Origin of the sequence: Faecalicoccus pleomorphus DSM 20574 (assembly GCF_000420345.1) — a bacterium.
GTDB classification, from domain to species: Bacteria; Bacillota_I; Bacilli_A; order Erysipelotrichales; family Erysipelotrichaceae; genus Faecalicoccus; species Faecalicoccus pleomorphus.
In genome coordinates, this window is sequence record NZ_ATUT01000016.1 from 19,824 (window position 1) to 40,548 (window position 20,725).

The 20,725-nt window shown below is 43.7% G+C and carries 22 protein-coding genes, 1 tRNA gene and 1 pseudogene; 12 read left to right on the plus strand and 12 right to left on the minus strand.

Annotated elements, in window-relative coordinates; translation table 11 throughout:
* Nucleotides 1-9 precede the first annotated feature (9 nt).
* The 5 genes from G413_RS0107635 to G413_RS0107655 are packed head-to-tail and all read right to left on the minus strand — an operon-like array spanning nucleotide 10 to nucleotide 6,151.
* Entirely contained in the window at nucleotides 10-1,575 is a 1,566-nt protein-coding gene (locus G413_RS0107635; RefSeq protein WP_022790320.1) for an NAD(P)/FAD-dependent oxidoreductase, read from the minus strand.
* Nucleotides 1,572-2,582 carry an acyltransferase gene (locus G413_RS0107640; protein WP_022790321.1) on the minus strand — a complete coding sequence of 337 codons (1,011 nt, stop codon included), beginning with the start codon at nucleotides 2,580-2,582 and terminating at the stop codon, nucleotides 1,572-1,574. The genes G413_RS0107635 and G413_RS0107640 overlap by 4 nt, the downstream gene beginning before the upstream one ends.
* A gap of 1 nt (nucleotide 2,583) precedes the next feature.
* Nucleotides 2,584-3,738 (minus strand): alanine racemase, encoded by a 1,155-nt coding sequence (gene alr, locus G413_RS0107645; RefSeq protein WP_022790322.1) that lies wholly within the window; start codon nucleotides 3,736-3,738, stop codon nucleotides 2,584-2,586.
* A complete protein-coding gene (locus tag G413_RS0107650) occupies nucleotides 3,732-4,787 on the minus strand; it encodes a D-alanine--D-alanine ligase family protein (RefSeq protein WP_022790323.1) in 1,056 nt (351 codons plus the stop codon). The genes alr and G413_RS0107650 overlap by 7 nt, the downstream gene beginning before the upstream one ends.
* Nucleotides 4,788-4,789: 2 nt before the next feature.
* Nucleotides 4,790-6,151: a UDP-N-acetylmuramoyl-tripeptide--D-alanyl-D-alanine ligase gene (locus G413_RS0107655; RefSeq protein ID WP_022790324.1), complete on the minus strand. Its 1,362-nt coding sequence runs from the start codon at nucleotides 6,149-6,151 to the stop codon at nucleotides 4,790-4,792.
* A 399-nt stretch (nucleotides 6,152-6,550) separates the two neighbouring features.
* On the opposite strand from G413_RS0107655, the gene G413_RS0107660 reads away from it, so the two are divergent.
* Both G413_RS0107660 and G413_RS0107665 read left to right on the plus strand, forming a co-directional pair.
* Complete coding sequence (locus tag G413_RS0107660) at nucleotides 6,551-6,940, plus strand: HIT family protein (RefSeq protein ID WP_022790325.1); 390 nt, start codon at nucleotides 6,551-6,553, stop codon at nucleotides 6,938-6,940.
* A 1-nt stretch (nucleotide 6,941) separates the two neighbouring features.
* Entirely contained in the window at nucleotides 6,942-7,541 is a 600-nt protein-coding gene (locus tag G413_RS0107665) for a hypothetical protein (protein WP_022790326.1), read from the plus strand.
* Nucleotides 7,542-7,549: 8 nt separating this feature from the next.
* On the opposite strand, the gene G413_RS0107670 is transcribed toward G413_RS0107665, so the two are convergent.
* From G413_RS0107670 to G413_RS0107695, 6 genes are read right to left on the minus strand one after another with little or no spacing between them, the layout of a single operon-like run.
* A complete protein-coding gene (locus tag G413_RS0107670) occupies nucleotides 7,550-8,065 on the minus strand; it encodes a ferritin (protein ID WP_022790327.1) in 516 nt (171 codons plus the stop codon).
* Between the two features lie 14 nt (nucleotides 8,066-8,079).
* Complete coding sequence (locus G413_RS0107675) at nucleotides 8,080-8,571, minus strand: flavodoxin (protein ID WP_022790328.1); 492 nt, start codon at nucleotides 8,569-8,571, stop codon at nucleotides 8,080-8,082.
* Nucleotides 8,564-9,109 (minus strand): tRNA 5-(aminomethyl)-2-thiouridylate-methyltransferase MnmM, encoded by a 546-nt coding sequence (gene mnmM / locus G413_RS0107680; RefSeq protein ID WP_022790329.1) that lies wholly within the window; start codon nucleotides 9,107-9,109, stop codon nucleotides 8,564-8,566. Before mnmM ends, G413_RS0107675 begins: the two co-directional genes overlap by 8 nt.
* On the minus strand, nucleotides 9,090-9,629 hold the full coding sequence (locus tag G413_RS0107685) for a macro domain-containing protein (RefSeq protein ID WP_022790330.1): 540 nt from the start codon (nucleotides 9,627-9,629) through the stop codon (nucleotides 9,090-9,092). The genes mnmM and G413_RS0107685 overlap by 20 nt, the downstream gene beginning before the upstream one ends.
* Nucleotides 9,626-10,576 (minus strand): DNA recombination protein RmuC, encoded by a 951-nt coding sequence (gene rmuC, locus G413_RS0107690; protein ID WP_022790331.1) that lies wholly within the window; start codon nucleotides 10,574-10,576, stop codon nucleotides 9,626-9,628. Before rmuC ends, G413_RS0107685 begins: the two co-directional genes overlap by 4 nt.
* Complete coding sequence (locus G413_RS0107695) at nucleotides 10,577-11,890, minus strand: CCA tRNA nucleotidyltransferase (RefSeq protein ID WP_022790332.1); 1,314 nt, start codon at nucleotides 11,888-11,890, stop codon at nucleotides 10,577-10,579.
* 765 nt (nucleotides 11,891-12,655) lie between these two features.
* Here G413_RS0107695 and G413_RS0107700 point away from each other — a divergent pair.
* The 10 genes and pseudogenes from G413_RS0107700 to G413_RS11235 all read left to right on the plus strand — a co-directional run bounded on the left by G413_RS0107700 (nucleotide 12,656) and on the right by G413_RS11235 (nucleotide 19,879).
* A complete protein-coding gene (locus G413_RS0107700) occupies nucleotides 12,656-12,922 on the plus strand; it encodes a hypothetical protein (RefSeq protein WP_022790333.1) in 267 nt (88 codons plus the stop codon).
* Nucleotides 12,923-12,957: 35 nt separating this feature from the next.
* Nucleotides 12,958-13,254, plus strand: a complete 297-nt coding sequence (locus tag G413_RS11225) for a hypothetical protein (protein ID WP_147285023.1) — start codon at nucleotides 12,958-12,960, stop codon at nucleotides 13,252-13,254.
* Between the two features lie 46 nt (nucleotides 13,255-13,300).
* Entirely contained in the window at nucleotides 13,301-14,632 is a 1,332-nt protein-coding gene (locus G413_RS0107710) for a recombinase family protein (protein ID WP_022790335.1), read from the plus strand.
* Nucleotides 14,633-14,729: 97 nt separating this feature from the next.
* Nucleotides 14,730-15,407 (plus strand): annotated as a pseudogene (locus G413_RS12580) (recombinase family protein); the annotation flags it as partial.
* Between the two features lie 128 nt (nucleotides 15,408-15,535).
* Entirely contained in the window at nucleotides 15,536-15,904 is a 369-nt protein-coding gene (locus G413_RS12585; protein ID WP_211210468.1) for a recombinase zinc ribbon domain-containing protein, read from the plus strand.
* 247 nt (nucleotides 15,905-16,151) lie between these two features.
* On the plus strand, nucleotides 16,152-16,691 hold the full coding sequence (locus G413_RS0107720) for a nitroreductase family protein (RefSeq protein WP_244910599.1): 540 nt from the start codon (nucleotides 16,152-16,154) through the stop codon (nucleotides 16,689-16,691).
* A 60-nt stretch (nucleotides 16,692-16,751) separates the two neighbouring features.
* On the plus strand, nucleotides 16,752-18,113 hold the full coding sequence (locus G413_RS0107725; protein ID WP_022790337.1) for an MATE family efflux transporter: 1,362 nt from the start codon (nucleotides 16,752-16,754) through the stop codon (nucleotides 18,111-18,113).
* Nucleotides 18,114-18,134: 21 nt separating this feature from the next.
* Nucleotides 18,135-18,554 carry a GNAT family N-acetyltransferase gene (locus tag G413_RS0107730; RefSeq protein ID WP_022790338.1) on the plus strand — a complete coding sequence of 140 codons (420 nt, stop codon included), beginning with the start codon at nucleotides 18,135-18,137 and terminating at the stop codon, nucleotides 18,552-18,554.
* On the plus strand, nucleotides 18,547-18,933 hold the full coding sequence (locus G413_RS12490) for an MATE family efflux transporter (protein WP_244910598.1): 387 nt from the start codon (nucleotides 18,547-18,549) through the stop codon (nucleotides 18,931-18,933). Before G413_RS0107730 ends, G413_RS12490 begins: the two co-directional genes overlap by 8 nt.
* Nucleotides 18,905-19,879, plus strand: coding sequence for an MATE family efflux transporter (locus G413_RS11235; RefSeq protein ID WP_244910597.1), 975 nt, complete (start codon nucleotides 18,905-18,907; stop codon nucleotides 19,877-19,879). The genes G413_RS12490 and G413_RS11235 overlap by 29 nt, the downstream gene beginning before the upstream one ends.
* Before the next feature lie 364 nt (nucleotides 19,880-20,243).
* Here the strand turns inward: G413_RS11235 and G413_RS0107740 are convergent.
* A tRNA-Pro gene (locus G413_RS0107740) sits at nucleotides 20,244-20,320 on the minus strand.
* Between the last annotated feature and the right edge of the window lie 405 nt (nucleotides 20,321-20,725).

Consider the following 20,725-nt stretch of genomic DNA (forward strand, 5'->3'; position numbering starts at 1 on the left):
TTACCTATTTTATAGTGGTTTCGCAAAAGATTCAATCATCTTTTCCGCACATTTGATTCCATCAATGGCACTGGTCATGATTCCTCCGGCATAGCCCGATCCTTCTCCACAAGGATAGATACCTTGAATATTAGACTGCAAAGAGGCATCCCTGACAAGTCTTACACTGGAGCTGCTTCTGGATTCGACAGCACTTAAAACGGCATCCTGCAGGCTGAAGCCCGGCATTCGTTTTTCAAAATATAATAATCCCTCATGTAAAGCGGCATTGACAGCCGGACTAAACAGCTGATTCAGATCCACAAAAGTCGTCTTTCTTTGATAGGTCGGAAGCACATTTCCAAAACCGGTGGAAATTCGATTAGCCAGATAATCCTTGCTGAGCTGCACACAGGCTCGATAGTCCTTGGCCATCGCAAAGGCTTTTTTCTCTAATTGCTCCTGATATTCCAGGCCGGCAAACAGATGCGTTCCATAATCGGATGCATTGACTTGAACCAACAATGCACTGTTGGCATTTTCACCACTTCGATCAGCATAGCTCATGCCATTGATCACTAATTGTCCGATCGATGAAGAACTTGGGATCACATAACCGCCCGGACACATACAGAAGGAATAAACACCTTTTTGATTTTGTGCCGTCATAGAAAGCTGATAACGAGCTGGCCGAAAACGATCATCTTCGGCCATTTCACGTAAGATAGACCGATCAACAAAGGATTGTTTATGCTCGATACGCACACCGACGGCAAACGGTTTATTTTCGATGATCATTCCTCTTTTGGCACACATACGTACCGTATCTGTGGCACTATGGCCTATACATAAGATCAGCTGTTCACAGAGAATTCTTCCTTTTGATGTTTCTATCGCATGCAGTTTTCCATCTTCTAAGATCAAATCTTGTAAAGCAGTATCATAATAGAAAGTACCACCCAAAGTTTCGATCGTCTCTTGCAGCTTCTTTAATACTGGTACGAAGCCATCAGTTCCTATATGTGGATGTGCATCGATCAAAATATCCGGATCAGCACCCATTTCAACCAGTTCTTCCAGCACCTTTCTAGCTCTGGCATCTTTTGACCTTGTTGTCAGTTTTCCGTCACTAAAAGCTCCGGCGCCTCCCTGACCAAACTGTACATTGCACTCCGGATCAAGATCATCGCCATTCCAAAATGCCTGTACGACTTTTTGCCTGCGATCGATCTGACTGCCTCGCTCCAGGACGATTGGCTTATAGCCTTGTCTTGCCAACAGTAAAGCCGCAAACATTCCGGATGGACCAAAGCCGACCACTACGGGACGATGTTTTAAAGGCATGGTTCCGCAAGGAACATTGACATACGTTTCATCCGGTGTCACACTTACATCCCTCAGCTTTAAAAAGCGCTCTTCTTTTCGCACACAGGCATCGACAATATACGAAAAAAGGATCTTTTGATGACGAGCATCGATGCTTCTTCGATGAATCTGCCACGATAAAAGATCTTTTTTTGAAATATGAAGTTTTTTTAAGATCTGTGTCTCAATCTCATTTTCATTCAGACACTTGATTTGAGTAATTCGTATCATACTAAATGCTCTAACAGCGGCACCCTTTCTTTATATCGGATCACTAAAGTCGCAAAGATCTGCGAGCAGGCAATCGTCAGAAAATAGACAACGATATGTGCATTTGGTAAAAGCGACAACAACGGCTGGGCAAATAAAATATGCACAGTATAGATCAACAAGGAATCTTCCCGCAAGCTTCGATACGATGGCTTATAGGCGATCTTGGATGTCAACAGGCAATTTCCCAAAAAGAAGGTAGCCGGGATCAAGCTTAAATACATGCAGGCCAAATCATGCATCATACCGGTCAAGATATAAAGGGTCACTTCGATCACCAACAACGCAAAGCTAATCACAAATGCCAACTGTGCCACACGGCATGGAATTCGCCTTGTCTTGGCCAACAACATCCCAATGCCGATAAAGATCGGCGCGAAGAAGAAACCGTTTCTTGCGGTCGTCATGGTCTTTGTGAAAAAACTGAATAAAAAACTGATAAACGGAATCTGTTCCCACAAAGGCGCATAAATATTTAAAAGATAGCCGATTCCATACAATAATAACGCAATCTTCAAGGTAAACAACATACCCTTTTTATGATACAGGTAATACACGATCAACGTTCCTGTCATTAAGGCCGGTAAAAACCATAAATGATAATACGAACCGTTTAAAAGAAAATCACGTAAATACGAAAAGATTCCCATCCAGCCCGATTGCGCCTGTACATAATTGTAGATCGTATAAGGCAAATAGATTACGGTCCAGATCAAATAAATTTTTAATAAGCGAAATAAATACTTTTTTAAAACATCCTTATCTTCTTCCTCATTATGAATCTTACGAAATAGAAAATATCCACTGATCATAAAGAAGAAAGGAACGGCCAGACGACAGATCGTCTGGATAAAATACGTATTCAACATTTCATTGATATCAATGAAAGGAAACGTATGGATACAAACAACTAATAAAGCACTGACATACTTTGCGATATCAACAGCAGCGTACTGCTTCTTCACCATTTTATTTTTCTCTCCTTCTTAATCGGGGAACTCTTCCGGCAATATCTGACAAAGTTTCATTGTTGATAGAATGCGATTTTCTTGAAATCTCATCAATCGTAACTCGATGATCACCTTGCCTACCCACAAGTACGACAACATCCCCCTCTTTCACGTCATCGACCTGTGTCACATCGACCATACACTGATCCATGCATACATTGCCGATAATCGGACATTTCTGTCCATGAATCAAAACTTCTAAACCACAATTCGATACTAAACGATGCAGTCCATCGGCATAGCCGACAGAAACCGTAGCAACCTTCGTTGGTTTCGTGGCGATAAAATGTCGCCCATAGCTGACACTCTGCCCTTTTTGGATCCACTTGACCAAGCTGACATTGGCATACCAGCTAAGAATCGGAATAAAATCCGGTTTAGAGGCAATCGGAATCGCATCATCACTTGTAACGCCCATATACAACAACCCCGGACGACAATAATCCATCTTTAGGTCCCCATAATTCAATATCCCATAGCTATTCTGGATATGACGGATTCCCGGATTGATTCCTTCTTTTCTTAAATTGTCGCACACTTCTTCAAACAGTTCGATCTGTTTCTTGGTAAATGCGGCACTTTCCTGTCCCAGATCATCACTGACCGGAAAATGCGAGAAAATTCCTTCGACTATAAGGTGCTCCATTCGATATTCGGCAAGAATCTGATCCATATTCTTTTCCTGTACCTGATAAATCACACCCGTTCGACACATACCGGTATCCACCTTACAATGACAGCGGATCTTTGTTCCGGCCTCTTTGGCATAGGCATCCAGCTTTTGTGCATAGTCATACGATACTAACGACTGAATGATGTTTTCTTCTATAAGGTAATGAAAATGCTCCGGCGGTGTATAGCCAAGGATCAAGATAGAATCATGAATCCCGTTTTGACGTAAATGAAGCGCTTCATCCACACTGCTTACCCCGAAAAAATCAACACCGACCTTTTGTAGAGCCTTAGCACATTCCACATCACCATGTCCATACGCATTGGCTTTGACGATGCCCATGATCTTTGTATCGCCCACAAGCTTTTGAATTTCTTCGACATTGTGTGCAATCGCAGCATAATCAATTTCTGTCCAGCACCGGCTGTAGCTTTCTAACATACGCCGACCTTCCTTTGCATGGCCAGTTCAATCAAACGGTCAATCAGATCCGGAAATGCAAGTCCGGCTTCTTTCATCATGGAAGGATAACGACTGGTTGCCGTAAAGCCCGGAATCGTATTCAGTTCGTTTAAGATGACTTCACCTTCGGTTGTCAAAAACATATCGACACGAGCCAGACCGGTACAATTCATCGCACGATAGGTACGATACGCAAGCGCCTGTGCTTCCTTAAACTGTTTTTCATCGATCCTTGCCGGACAGATGATATCGGCGCCTTTATCTTCGTACTTACCTTCAAAATCAAAGATGCTTCCGGCAATCTGTATCTCATCGACACTGCCGCAAAAAACTGTTTCATTTCCCATGACAGCACAACCGATTTCAAAGCCTTCAATGGCTTTTTCCACCAGGATCTTTCCTCTGCCATCATAGTAAAACGCATCCTGACAAGCATCTTCAAAGTCTTCTTTTTTCTCTACTTTATGCACACCGTAGCTGCTTCCCGCATTACATGGTTTGATGATCCAAGGTAATGGAATCTTTGCTTCGATTTCTTCAAAGCTGGGATTATCGCCCCATTTTTTCAAACAGACATAGTCTGCACAAGGAATGTTGGCTTCCTTACACAAAATGTGCATGATTTCTTTATCCATGCTGATAGCTGAGCTCATCACATCGCAGCCAACATAATGAATGTTCATCAGCTCCAGCAAGCCCTGCATACAGCCATCTTCTCCGTTTTTTCCATGCAGGATCGGAAAGGCTACATCGATATCTATTTTCTGCTCCGGCTTTTCCAGGCTGATCACACCCTTATGGATAAAAGCACAAGGTGTACAAGAACCTTCCTTTTTCCATGTATCATGTTCTATATCTTCAATGCTTCCATCATATAAATAAAAGATTCCATCGGAATCGATCCCAATCAAAATCAAATTATAGTTCTCCTGACGAATCTGACGCAAAAAAGAACCTGCCGAATGTAAAGAAACAGAATATTCCGAACTCTGTCCTCCAAATAAAACCGCAAGATTTAATTTATTCATTTCTATTCCCCTTTCAAGGCACTGACAACTTCGTCCATAGCCATAGCTCTTGAGCCCTTGATTAAAATCGCACAATCTTGATCTTTATATTTCCGTAATGCTTCTATCATTTCTTCCTTGGTTTCAAACCAGGCTTTTTCTTTGCCCCGGAAGCCTTCTACCGTAAATTTCGTTAACGGTCCATATCCATACAGCACATCTATATTCTTAATCGAGGCATATTCGCCAATTTGCAGATGGAGATCTTTTTCGGTCGGTCCTAAATCCAGCATATCCGCCAGACAGGCAATGCGAAAAGACACCGGCAGACTCTCTAGTGCATCGATTGCGGCTTTGGCACTCTCCGGATTAGATTTATACGAATCATCCAGTATCATATAGCCATTGGCCTTAACAAGCTGCATACGCATCTTTGTCATTGTTAAATGTTGAAGACCATATAAGATCGACTCTTGTTTCAAACCACAATACAGTCCAATATAAATACACGGTAACGCATTAGAAGCCTGAATCGCACCTAATGAATGAAGAATCACTTTCTGATCCAAACAAGAGCAGGTAAATTCAATGTGATCTTCCTTAGTTTCAATATCTGATGTCAGGATCACATCACCGCCACATCCAAAAGAAACGATTTTCTTGGAAGGATCGATCTGCATTTCCTGTAAGCATTCATCGATTTCCGGACTTGTCTTATCATATAAAAACAAACCGTTTGGCTTTAAATTCTCCAGAATTTCCAGCTTTGCCTGGGCAATTTGTTTTTTCCCGCCCAGATTTTCCATATGAGCACTGCCAATCGTCGTGATCACTGAAATATCCGGTGGAGCAATCGAACATAAAAACTCGATTTCTCCTTTATTTTCCATACCCATTTCCAAAATGGCCACTTCAATATCCGCATCAAAATCCAGAACCGTTAAAGGCAAACCGATCTCATTGTTTCGATTTCCCTGGGTCTTCTGTGTTTTCTTCTCCTGTGAAAAAATAGAATACAACATATCTTTACAGCTTGTCTTCCCGTTCGATCCGGTCACGGCAATCACCTTACACGATAAAGACTGTAAATAGGCTTTGGCCAATTGTTGTAAAGCCTGTGTTGTATCTTCTACCAGAACCAATGCCATATCTTCAGGATATGGCTTATGATCCTTTTGCCAAAGACTGGCTTTGCATCCAGCTTTGCGAACACTATCCACAAAGCTATGACCATCGACTCTTTGCCCCAATATGGGAATATAAAGATTCTCCGGTCTTACTTCTCTTGAATCTATACAAACACCATGGATCCTAAAATCGCTCTCATCCTGGATACAAGGTGCATTTAAATACGCTGCAACTTCCTGAATGGTTTTGTTTATCATACAAATATGACCCCCATTTGAAGTTTATTATAGCATATTCCAAACCGTCTTTGAGGACAGATTTGGTCCGTCTTTACTTTTTTTAAACAATTTCTTTATTTTTCATTTTTTTATGGTCTTTCGTCTTTAAAATCCACTTGTTTTTGTATGACTCTCCCCACTTAAATACCATTTTAGTTTAATTTCACATATTTTCCCATAATAATCACACATTTTTTGTTTTTACCTATGCTATACTTTATGCAAGCAAGGAATAGAAGACCTTGCCGGTATGAAATCGTTTTGATATTCATACTAATTTTCTATCCCCTTAATTTTTTTGAAAAGTCAGGCACCCCCTTAGCCTGACTTTTCACTTTTTTTAGCGTATAATAAGAACAAATACAAGGAGGTCTTATTATGTGTATTTTCTGCTCTATCGCCAAAAAAGAAATTCCCAGCCATACCATTTATGAAGATGATCAGGTTCTGGCATTTCTTGATATTAACCCTACGGCCGTTGGCCATACACTAGTGATTCCTAAAGAACGCTGTGATTCTTTCCTGGATTGTCCCCCAGCTTTACGCGATCACGTATTTGAAGTAGCTCAACAATTAGCTAAAAAACTGGAAACCGCTTTACACTGTGATGGAATTCATCTTCTTTCCAATATGCATGAAGCAGCCGGACAAAGTGTTCATCATTTTCATGTGCACCTGATCCCTCGCTACAAAGACGATCAGGAAATCGTTACTTTCCATGAAACACCCAATGTAGATTTTGAAGACTTAAAGGAGAAACTCCAATAACATGCAGGATTGGTCAATGCGGATGATCCTTGTCTTTGTCATACTCGCCCTTTTATACATCATCTTTTCCAGTATGTATCGAAAAGTGCATCAGGAAAGATTATTAAAAGAGCTGCAGTCTTTAGACTTTGAAGCATTTGATAAAGACATCCGATCCACTTTCACCAAATTATTCTTTCCTTTATATATGGTTGAGTTTATGAAGCTGAATCGCTATATCATGGCCGATGATACAGCCATGATCAAAGAACAGTTTCAAAAGCTGATCCGAATCGCCCGCAATAAAAAGCAGCGATACGAAATCATCTCCATGGCCTTTGAACATTATGTCTATGAAGAAGATAAAGAACAATCCAAAAATCTTTTAGATACGATCGATCAGGGAGAAAACCAGGGATTAAAGGATCATGCACATATGTTGTATGATATTTTAATCGATCACAAATCCAATCATATTTCTATCATGGAAGAACAGTTTCCGCAGTGTACCGCCCAGGAAAAAGCCATTGTCGGTTATTTATTGGCTAAACAATATCGCTCCCTCAACAATATAAAAAAAGCAGAATATTATGAAGAATTTGTAAAAAAGGAATCCGCCTAGGGATTCCTTTATTCATTCATGATGGATGGTGCGGTATAAGTTCTGCTTTTGTATTCGGCATCCAAATCATATAATGCCTTCGCATCGTTTCCAAACAACTCAAATTTGGTAATCATATCACTGGCGTTCTTTTCTTCTTCCCCCTGCTCGGAGACAAACCAGTCTAAGAATTTCATCGTTCTGAAATCCTTGTCCTGATAAGCGGCATCATATAAGGTATGAATCAAGCCAGTCACATAACGCTCATGATTCAATGATTCCACCAGAGGTGTCTTGAAATCCTGAATTTTGATAATTGGTTTATCAATGGCCTCTAACACAACCGAACAGTCATTATCCTGCAGATACTGCATCATGATCTGCGCATGAGCCACTTCTTCCTGTACCTGAACATTGTACCAGTTGGCAAAGCCATCCAGTCCTCTTTCTTTATAGTAGTTGGCAAAATCTAAATATAGATATGCCGAATATAATTCTTTATTCACCTGTGTATTCAACAAACCCGCAACCTTTTCACTTAACATGTTCATCATCCTCTCTATTCTATACAATCCGATGCATTGGCATACAGCCAGACATTTAAGTCGGCCTCGGTTTCCTCATCGGTCTGTCCCTGAATCATAAACGGTTCGCAAATCGTCGCCGACGGACATAAAGCATGCAGATCCTCTTCAATATTTTCAATACCGGCGCCACCATGAGAAAGAAATGGCAAAACTTTCTTATTTGCGAAATCATGTTCCTTCAAAAATGTACGTAAAGGCAGAGCCAAGGTTCCTGACCAGTTTGGCGTTCCCACAAAGATCGTATCATAGAATGAAATATCCACCGATACCGGTTTATATGCAGGATCTACCCCTTTTTGCACCTGTGCATTTACAGTTTTAACTAAACTCGCATAATCTTCAGGATAAGGTTCTAACGCTTCAATACGGCAAACATCGGCATCAACGGCATTTAAGATCAAGTCTTTTAAGTGCGCTACACTGCTTCCTTGTGAATAATACACAATCAATGCTTTTTTACTCATGGTAACCTTCTTTCTTTTCTATACCTATCAGGTAGGGTGAATCTTCTTTATTTAACTGTTTATATTGTACCACTGTATATAAGGAAGCGCTTAAACTTTGTACATATTTTTCAATGCATTTTGCCTCTTCTTTTCCGGATGGATGTGGATATAAAACCAAAGCCATACGACCTTTTCGCTTTAATAATTTCAAACCTTTTTGAATAGCCATAACACTTGTATCGGCTTGTGTACAAATGGATGGATCTTCTTGAGGACAATAACCAAAATTAAAGATCATCGCATCAATAGGTTCAAAGATCAGCGTATCCATCGTTTCATGCCCCTGACAAAAGGCTTGTACTTTAGGATCCTCTAATTTTTTCATCGTGTTTTGAAGAATGTTTTCTTGAATCTCAAAGGCAAAAACTTTCTGTACACCTTCCGATAAGAAAAACGCAGTATCTTTACCATGCCCTAAGGTGGCATCCACACAAACGGCATGACGATGTAAGGCTGGCTTTAAAAACAAATGACTTTCATCGACCATAGAACGCATATTTGGCTAGTTCCTCCTTGTAGAGAAGATAATCTTCCTGTTGGTAACAAACAAAGACCACGTTGATCTTTTTGGCATCAGGATATTCATGCATCAGCTGATAGATCGTATTGACTGCGATCGAACAAGCTTCCTGATGCGGATAGCCATAAATACCGGTGGCAATACAGGGAAACGCAATAGAAACAGAATCTAAATGATGTGATCGCATATAATCAAAAGCTAATACCATCGAATTCCAGTAACACGCCTTTAGACTGTATGCCGCATTTGAATCCTGATGATAGATCGGACCAACGGTATGAATAATAGCTTTACTGGGAAGATCATAAGCCTCTGTCATAACGGCATCACCGGTTTGACAATACCCTATCTTTTGACAAGCAGTTTCTAATTGATGACCGGCCTTTTTAAAGATAGCGCCACATACACCTGAACCTGGAAGCAGATGATTGTTGGCGGCATTGACAATAATGTCAAAATCAAGACCTGTAATATCACCCTTTAACGTTGTGATCATTCTGGATCCTCCCTTCCTTCGATGATCGTATCCATTCGTTTTGTGATCTTAGAAGCACTTACCGATATAGAATGGAACTGCTGTACCAGGCTTTCCAAAGACTGTTTTGCCTTTTGGGATCGTTGTTCCAAACGATGGGCATCCTGCTGCAAAGACAGGATGTTTTTTTCGATCTCTTCGATATGTGCACTGCGATAAAAATCTCTGGTGCTTGCCAAAAGCGTAAAGATCACCCCTACCAGCGTTGTTGGGGAAGTCATTAATACATGCCTTTCCAAAGCGTAATTCAACGTGTCTGTACACTTACCGCATACAAACTGATAAATGGATTCGCTGGGAATAAATAAGATTGCCTGATCCACGGTTTGTTCATTGATATATTTCGATGCGATGTCATCGATATGTTTTTTCATATTCATCTTAAAAAGACGAATAAACTCCTGCTGGTTCTTTCCTTCTTCGATTCGCAGATAGTTTTCCATAGGAAACTTAGAATCGATACACAATACTTTATCCGATCCGGCTACCCGCAAGATCGCATCCGCCACTTTTCCATTCTTTAATCCATACTGCATAGAAAAGATTTCCGGATTTTGCCCTGCATAAATCTCCAATAAAGACTGCAGCTGATATTCACCCCAGTTTCCACGCATTTTCGTATTGGTCATGACTTTGTTCATGCTTGATAGATCTGTCTGCATCTTTTGAATGGATTGGGCTCCTAATGCGTTTTCTTTTCGCAAGATTTGGATTTGCCCATTTAAGTTTTGAAAGGTTTCCCGCATCTGTTTTTGATACAGCTCTTCCCTGGTCTTTTGATCCTGCTGATGTATTTTTGTCATCAGGATACGATCATTCTGTTTTTTGGATTGTGCATAGACTAAGCCAATCAAGATCAACACACAAACGATCAATATCGCCAACAAGATCAATATCAACATTTCCATTTATATCACCTGCCATCTTTGTATCATTTCAATCAAATGCTCTCTTGTATTCTGTTCTGGATCATAAAATACCAGATCCAAACACCTTTGAAGAACCTTTCGAACATCTTTTCCTGTAAAAGATGTATGCGTCAACACATCTTTTCCATTGATCTTTAGATCGTGAAAACTCATCGGTCGATTCTTGTTCTTTTCATAAAAATCTATAAAAGCTAAAACACTCTGTACGCTTTGTTGGCCTTTTAAAGAATGCGCCTTTAAATCACAAATACGAATCGTAAAAAAATTCTGCATCCAGGCATCATCAAACCCCATTTGAATGCGAAAGCGATAAATGGTTCGTAGTCGAAGCGGCAGCTTTTCATCATGATGTTTGACAAGCGAACAAATCAGCTTTCGTTGATATGTGCTTAATTTTAAAGCCTTACAAATTCTATCAGCGATTTTGGCACTTTCTAAAGAATGACCATAGAAATGATCGATTCCATCCTTTGTAGTTTTTGTCGCCGGTTTGCCTAAATCATGAAATAAAAGTGCAAGAGCTAAGGTTTCATCAAAGGGGGGCAAAAACGTTATCGCACGTAAAGAATGATGGAGCACGTTTGTATCGTGCCATGGACTATTTTGTGCACAGCTCTTACACAGCTCTAATTCTGGCATCCATTTTGACAATAATTGTGTCATATTTTCAATTTCATACGGATCATATCGCAAAATTTCTTTTAATTCTTTATCAATTCGCTCTACGGCAACCCATTGAATCAGCTTGCTGTTTTGATGCAGGGCTTCCTGTGTCGTTTTATCCATCGTAAAGCCCAGCTTAGCACAAAAGCGATGTGCGCGGATCATGCGCAGTGCATCTTCCTGAAACCGTTGGTTCGCATCTCCGACACAACGAACGATCTTTAAAGAAAGATCTTTTTTTCCGCCAAAGGGATCAATCAATCCGGTATTTGGATGATAAGCCATCGCATTGATCGTAAAATCTCTTCGTCTTAAATCTTCGATAATGGAAGATACAAACTCTACACGATCTGGATGACGATGATCTTTATAGGTCGTTTCACTTCGAAAGGTGGTGATTTCTACCGGCTGCGGTGTCAAGACCGTAATCGTACCATGTTTGATTCCTGTTGGGATCGCATGCGTAAATAAGCTTTGTACCACATTCGGCAAAGCACTGGTACAAACATCATAATCGGCGCAATCTCTTTTCAACAAGGAATCACGCACACAGCCACCCACGACATAGGCTTCATAACCGGCCTGATTCAAAGTCTTCAAAATTTCAAGAATATTTTCCGGAAGTACCATCACAAACCTCTTTTCCTTCTTATTTTATACGATATTTCCCCACAAAAAAAGAGCCTTCCGGCCCATCAGATATGTGTTGTGACGTCGTCTATGGATATCACTAACGCCACTTACTAAAGTATATCATATTATGACATATTTGCGCTAATTTTCATTGTGGGTGATACGGACGACAAATTTTGCACCATTTATATAATTGTGACCATCTTACTTAATCACTACCTTCTGCGCGGCGGCTACCTCGACTATAGCTCGCTCTACGCTGCAGGATCAGGCGGTTATTATTGGTCATCTACTCCGTATTCGTCAAGCTACGCTTATTACTTGAGTCTCTATTCGGGCGGCGTCAGCGCCAGCAATGGGTACCGCTACAGCGGTTACTCTGTCCGTTGCATGGCTGCTGGGTAGTTGTTGGTGGCTAGGCAGTAGTGATAAATAGACATACTGTCATGCTGACGCACCTACGGGTGCGTCCTTTTTTATGAAGTTGGAGAAAATATCCAACAGATCCAGACTCAAAATCTTCCATTCTGTCTTATATCTAGTAGGGAGAAAAATATCCCCAACCCATTATTCGAGCATTAAAATAAAATATTTTCAAGTTTATTCCATCCCACTCGCCTGCAAAATATCAAATTATCCGCCCCTGTTATTCTTTTCGCCCAGGTGTCCGATTGCCCCAAATGCAGCCTAGAAAAGTCCTTGCCATATCTGTAAATTGTGCTTTAATCAGGGCAGGTTAATTACAGAAAGGAGTGTGTACATATGGCACAAAATAGCAATATCAGCATAAGCAGCGCAGCTGCCAGATTTATAAACACGCCTATTGGCAGGAAGAAAAGAGCGGTAAGCAGCAAGAAGCCCGAGACCTACCGCCTGACGCATCGAGAAGAGAACAAAGCCAAGAAAAGGCCGCAAACTGCGCCGACCGTACGTTCTTTGGAAAACGACTTTCTCCCTGTTTCCAGGGAGTCCACCCCTAACCAGCGCGCCGGGACGACTTTAAGGGGTGGCCTTTTCCGAACGCCCTGATAAAAGAAAGGAGAATCACAAGTATGAGGAGAACCATGACAGAACAACAGTTAGAACAGATTGCCGCACTGCGGCGGGAAAACTACCCCTACAGCTTTATTGGCCGGGAGTTAGGACTATCCCCCAATACGGTAAAGTCCATCTGTCAGCGCAAAGGGTTTGCGGCCAGTGGGGCGCGGAAGACTAAGGCGGAAAAGCAGAACGCCCCGCTCTGTCGCTATTGCCATAAACCATTGCCGGAAACAAAGCGGCGAGGAGCGCTCTTTTGCTCAGACTATTGCCGCACCAAATGGTACCGGGAAAACCGGAAAGTTATGGCAATCAGGACTTGACTTCTCCGGGCAAGAGAGTGATGAATGGTGGCAGGAGGTAAAGATTATGCGTATTGAAGAAATACCGGCTAGTCCGAAGAAACCCAAAATCACCCGCGTGGCAGCTTATGCCCGGGTTTCTTCCGATAAGGATGCCGCCTTCCACTCACTGGAAGCCCAGACGGAATACTACCAGAATTATATTGCGGCGCACCCGAACTGGGAGCTAGTAGCCATCTACTCAGATAACGGAATCTCCGGCACGACCATCCACCGCCCGGAGTTCCAGCATATGCTGCAGGACTGCCGGGAGGGTAAGATTGATCTTGTGATCACCAAATCGGTGACCCGTTTTGCCCGGAATACAGTCATCCTGCTGGAGACGATCCGGGAGCTCAAGAAGCTGGGGGTTGACTGCTACTTCGAGAAAGAAGACATGCACAGTATCAGCCCAGACGGAGAACTGCTTCTGACGCTTCTTGCAATGTACGCCGAGGAGGAAGCCCGGTCAGCCAGTGAGAATCAGAAGTGGCGGATCCAGAAACTATACGATCAGGGTAAACCTGCCGGAGGCCACACTTTCGGCTATCGTTTGATGGGTGAGAAGTTTGAGGTCGTGCCGGAAGAAGCAGAGATTGTCAAAGAGATTTTTCGGCTCTACCTTTCCGGTATGGGCTACAGTAAAATCGCCAGAACGCTAATTGAGCAGCACATCCCAGCCTACTTTGGTAGCACCTGGTCTGTCGCATCTGTCAGAAACATTTTGCTAAACGAAAAATATGCCGGTGACCTGCTGCTGCAAAAGACCTTCAGTGAGGATTTCCGCACCAAGAGGAAGCGAAAAAATACCGGAGAGCTCCGTAAGGTATATGTCAGGAACAGCCATGAAGCAATTATCGACAGGCAGACATTTGAGACTGTCCAGCAAGAAATCGCCCGCCGCAGCGCTCGTCAAAGAGAGATTATGGCGCACAGAAATCCCAACCACGACAATAGTCAAAAGCTATTCTCTGGCCTGATTGTGTGCGGCTGCTGCGGCGCTGCTTACGTCAGAAAATACACCAACATCAAGAATAGTGACCGGCCAATCTGGATCTGCGGCCAATATACCAAATACGAAAAATCCGTCTGCCACTCGCAACAAATACCAGAAACCATACTGATCGAGAAAGTCAAAGAAGTCTTAGGACTACCAGAGATAAACCAAACCATCGTGCAGGAACATATTTCCCGCATCACGGTTCCAGAACACAACCATCTCATCTACGAACTAAAGAACGGCTCCTCGGTAGACGTATTCTGGAAACATCAGTCCCGCAGGCTGAGCTGGACGGATGAGATGCGCGAGGCAGCACGGCAAAAAACCTTAAAGCGATACAGGAAGGAGGAAAAATCATAAGTATGCCAGAAATAGAGATCATCGCGGCGACCAAAACACTGCAACAGCAGCCGCTATCCGTGGCAGCTCGTAAAAAGCGGGTTGCGCCTATGCTCGGGTTTCTACGGAACAGGACGAGCAGCAATCCAGTTATGAGGCGCAGGTGGATTTCTATACCCGTCACATTAAAAGCAATCCTGACTGGGAGTTTGTAGAAGTGTTTGCGGATCGCTGTATTACCGGCACCAATACCAAGAACCGGGAAAACTTCAACCGGATGATCGATCTGGCTTTGAGGGGCGGCATCGACATTATCCTGACCAAATCCATTTCCCGCTTCGCCCGGAATACAGTGGATACACTTCAAACCGTACGGGAACTCAAGGCGGTCGGCGTCGAGGTACGTTTTGAGAAAGAGAACTTACATACTTTTGATCCCAAGTGCGAGATGATGCTCACGATCATGAGCTCTCTTGCTCAGGAAGAAAGCCGCTCCATCAGTGAGAACGTCCGTTGGGGTAAGCAGAAAAGTATGCGGGACGGGAAAGTGTCCCTGGCCTACTCACGTTTCCTCGGCTATAAAAAGGGCGCGGATGGCAGGCCGGAGATTGTGGAGGAAGAAGCTGCTATTATCCGCAAAATCTATGACTTATTTCTATCCGGCAAGACCATCAATGAAATTGCCGCCATCCTGACGAATATGGGCGTCCTAACGCCAGCAGGCAGAACCAAATGGAGCATCAGCACTGTCCGCAGTATTCTCAGTAACGAGAAATACAAAGGTGAGGCCTTACTCCAGAAAACCTTCACTGTAGACTATCTCACCAAAGAAGTCGGAAAAACAATGGTGAGGTGCCGTCTGTCCGGGTACGCAATTCTCACGAACCAATTATCGAGCCGGAAGTGTTTGACCGGGTGCAGTCGATGTTGGCGATATCCGCCAAGCGCCGGGCGAAAGTACGCACCAGACATCCTTTTGCCGGGAAGCTCATCTGTGGCGACTGCGGCTCCTTTTATGGTCACAAAGTCTGGCGGCTGCGCAGTACAGGCGAGCATTACAATGTTTGGTACTGTAACCACAAGTACGACGGCGACAAGACCTGCGATTCTCCCAGACTCCGGGATGAGGAAGTCAAAGCGGCCTTTGAGAAAATGCTGCAAAAATGTGACGATCCCAATCCTGTCTATACCGATGAGAGATGGAACGAGTTGGTGGAGTCCGTCAAGGTCTGCCGGGGCGGCCACCTGATCTTCACCTTAACGGAGGGCAGGGTTGTGAAGGTTACGCTCTAAAGGCATTGATTACATCACGGCTTACAATGCTTATACGCCGTAAAATAACATCAAAAACAATAGATAGCCACTGCTACCATTCTGTAATCACATTAATTAACGCTTGACAGACTCCTGAGACTTCACTACAATGATAATCGTAAAATTTGAGTGGACTTTTCCGGATTCGGTCATCTTTTTGCCACACAACTGTTCTGTAATAGTTGTGTGGCTTTTTTGTTGCCTGTATCTCGGAAATGTTGACAGAATGGAGGATGATTTTTTTATGGAAAACAACTTCTTATCTCTGATCAAGACGCGCCGCAGTGTAAGGGCTTATAAATCGGAGCCTGTCCCTTCCGAGGCGCTGGACGCTGTACTGGAAGCGGGGACTTACGCACCTACTGGCGGAGGACATCAATCTCCCACTATCATTGCAATTACAGACCCCAAATATAGACAGGAGATTGCAAAACTAAATGCAGAAGTGATGGGAAGCAATGCAGACCCCTATTATGGCGCGCCTGTCGTGATTTTGGTTCTGGCAGATGGCTCCGCAAGCACCTTTGTCGAGGATGGAAGCTGCGTTCTTGAAAATATGATGCTCGCTGCCCATGCCCTTGGTCTGGGAACCGTATGGGTGCATCGGGAACGTGAGATTTTTGACAGTGAAAAAGGCAAGGCTCTCCTGCGGGAGTGGAAGCTGCCGGAAACCTTGCGCGGCGTCGGTGCGATTGCATTGGGTTATCCAGCCCAGGAAGCCGGTCAACCCGCAGCACGCAAACAAAACTATATTGTTCGGATTTAATGTCCTGCTGTCCGGCGCAGTTTTCCTGCGCCGGACAATTTGTGGACGAGGAGGTAGAGTATGCAGACGAATAACAAAATGGCGGTTGCTCCTGTCGGAAAGCTCATCTGGCAAATGTCGCTGCCACCGCTGATCTCCATGTTTCTGCAATATTCCTATAATCTGATAGACAGCGCGTTTGTAGCGCGTCTGAGTGAGAATGCGTTGACGGCTGTTTCTCTGTCATTCCCGATTACAACCCTGATGAACGCAGCGTCCATCTGGATCGGTGTCGGTGTGAATGTATTGATTGCAGGGTATCTTGGGGAGAGAAAGCAAGATGAAGCAAATATCACCGTTACACACGGATTGTTACTGGCCTTTGGAATTGGGGCTTTGCTCAATCTTCTGTCATTGCTGATTATGAAACCCTACTTTCGGGCATTCACCAATAATGAAGAAATTTATCAGTTGAGCATTGCCTATATGAGCGTATGTTCGTTCATGCAAATTCCCAATATGGTGCATATCGCCATCCAGAAGATGATACAGGCCACCGGAAATATGGTCGCTCCCATGTGGTTCCAGATTGCGGGCGTGGTGGTCAATTTTGCGCTCAATCCCATTCTGATTTTTGGTGTTGGCATTTTCCCCACTATGGGAATCCGTGGCTCTGCGGTGGCTACTGTTGCAGGCTATTTGCTGTCCATGATTTTGGCATTTGTCTTGCTGCTGGGCAAAAAACAGAAAGTGCGGATAAAGATCAAAGGATTTCGTTTGCAAAAGCGGCTGATCGGCCGCATTTTCGCCCTTGGACTGCCGTCTTTCATTATGAATGCCCTCAGTTCGTTTATGGTGACGTTCGTCAATCTGTTTCTGGTGGCGTATTCCGATACGGCAATCGCTTTCTTCGGCGCGTATTTTAAGGTGCAGCAGTTGATCGTTATGACGGTAAACGGCTTGATCCAGGGCTGTTTGCCTGTCATGCGGTTTAACTATGGCGCGGGCAACAGTGAAAGGCTGCATGCCGCTTTCCGATACGGAACTGCTTTGGTCACTGGCATGATGATACTGGGGACGTTGGCCATCCTCCTCTTTCCAGCGCAGATTTTGGAATTATTTACGGCGTCGGAAGCCATGCGCTCCTTTGGAATATCCGCTATGCGGATTATGGCGGCCAGCTACCTGTTTTGCGGCCTCTCTACGATGATTTCCACCTATTTTCAGGCTACAGAACAATTAATGCCCAGTATGTTGATTCAACTGTTGCGGCAACTTCTCCTGCTCATTCCATTCATGTGGTGCTTGGAAAAGCTCCTGAAGATTACCGGGATCTGGCTGTCCTTTCCTGTCGCCGAAGCGACAACATTTGTTCTGGCATTCCTGCTTTTTCAGGCAGGCAAGAGAAAAGAAGCACTTTGTGGCGATGCAAAGACACAGTAGAAATCAGGAAGGAGAGACAATATGGAGATACAGATTAAAAAGGGGCTTGATTCCCTACAAACAGAAACAGTACTTCGCCTTCTATCACAGACTGTATGGGCGTGCAGCAGGAGGAAAGAAGCAATTATTGAGTCATGGAAACATTCTGTCTGCTATGGAGCTTATACCGCTGACGGAAGACAAATCGGATTTGCGAGAGTTATAACAGACTATGCCACCCAGTACTATATTTGCGATGTTGTTGTGGATGTGGATTTCCGTCACAGAGGTGTAGGTACTTCTCTCTTAAAAACGATTACAACAGAAGATACCTACCGTTCCTTGCTGGGCATGCTGATCACAGAAGAGGCTGAACGGTTTTATGAGCCCTTCGGTTTTCGAAAAGATTCAATCTGTTTTATGACAAGAAAAGGAATACCGGAGGTAGCCACGAATGAATGATACTTTCATGAAAGAGAAGCCGGTATTGCCGCTGATTTTATCCATGTCATTGCCTATGGTGTTATCCATGCTGGTCAATTCTCTCTACAACATTGTCGACAGCTTTTTTGTCGCGCAGATCAGCGAGGAAGCGATGACAGCGTTATCCCTGGTTTACCCGGTTCAAAATTTTATCAATGCTGTGGGCATTGGGTTTGGCGTTGGGATCAATGCAGTGATCGCCTTCCATCTGGGCGCTGGGGATCATGGAAAAGCGGATCAGGCCGCCGCACAGGGACTTGTGCTTGCCGTGATCCACGGCGTTGTTATGACAGTCTGCTGTATCGCAATCATGCCGGTTTTTTTTACGAATGTTCACTTCATCCGAAACGGTCATTGAACTTGGCGTCCACTATTCTGTCGTTGCGTTTGCTTTTACACTCATCGTTACCGTCAGCATGGCATTTGAGAAACTGTTCCAGGCAGTAGGAAACATGAAAACAACCATGATCAGCCTGATGTACGGGTGTATCACAAACATCATCTTAGACCCCGTTCTGATTTTTGGCTATGGCCCATTCCCGGAAATGGGGATCGAAGGCGCTGCGCTGGCAACCGGCATCGGGCAGGCCCTGACGCTGGCGATTTATCTGGTCGTCTACTTTGTGCGGCCCATTCGCGTGCATATCCGCAGGCAGTACGTTCTGTCCGGCAAAAAGATGGTAATAAAACTGTACTCTATCGGCATCCCTGCAGCCTTGAATCTTGCGCTTCCGTCTCTTTTGATTTCGGCACTCAATGGGATTTTAGCGGCATATTCCGAAGTGTATATTCTGGTTTTGGGAATCTATTACAAATTGCAGACATTCATCTATCTTCCGGCGAATGGCATTGTGCAGGGGATGCGCCCCCTGATCGGCTATAACTACGGTGCGGGCGAGAGCAAAAGGGTCAGCCAGATTTATCAGATCGTTTTGTGCATGAGTGGTATTATTATGGTGTTTGAAACAGTAATATGCCTACTGATCCCAGGCCAGTTGATGGGGCTGTTTACCCACACAGAGGCGACGATTCGGGCCGGGGAAACGGCCCTGCGTATCATCGGTGCCGGTTTTATCGTCTCGACGGTTTCTGTTACCTCTTCCGGCGCATTGGAGGGACTTGGAAAAGGCACCCCGTCCTTACTGATTTCCCTTTGCCGGTATGTAGTAGTTATTATCCCGACTGCGTTTTTACTCAGCAGGCTTTTCGGAGCGGTTGGCGTCTGGAATGCATTTTGGATCACAGAGGTGATTACTGCGATCATTTCCATTTGTGTTTACCGCAAGGCAATAGCAAGGTCGTAATCAACTATGCTGTCCGAGGTAAGATTTACCAGTTGTATCAGAGGGAAAAATGGGAGATTTCTTTATGGCGTATCAATAAGCGCCTCAAGTTGCTCCGCAGTGCTTTTTCTATTGTGCAAAAAACATCCGTGTCACCCCTAAGAAAAAGCGGTGCGGAGAGAATCTTCTGCGTCAGAAGTGGTGTGGCAGACCAATTATGAAAATCAGCCTTTTTCCTCTCATTTTCCCCATTGGTGCAATCTGATCTCCAAGCGAAACCTGAAATAATCAAAAAGAGCGTAAAAAAGTGGGACACCCCCGTTATTTACAGGGGTGTCCTATAATTCCTCGCCGCTATGCGATATCCATAGACGACGTCATAATCTGGTCGGGATGACAGGATTTGAACCTGCGACCCCTTGCACCCCATGCAAGTGCACTACCAAGCTGTGCTACATCCCGCTATGTTCATTTTACTCCATTTGCAGAGGAAACAAAAGAATAAACCTTATTTTTAATATGTTTTCTAGTTTTTATAAATTCTGTTTTTACTGTACTTGTTATTATATTGCCTATTTCTGCATTTTAAAATTGAAATAAGGAGGCGGTATTGATGAAAATAAAAATCCCTAAAAATTTTATGTCAGGGACAAGCTCCAGTGTCTGGCAGATCGAAGGAACAGCAGGTAAAGAGGTTGGACAGGAAAGCTGGGCTGAAATGTGATCCTTCGCGGTGGTATGATCAAATTGGTCCCCAAAAAGCCAGTGACTTTTATCACCGATACAAAGAAGATATTGCCGGTACAGCCATGGACAAACCCTCGCGCAAACAAAGATGCAGCTACCCATAAAACTTCATCCATCTTT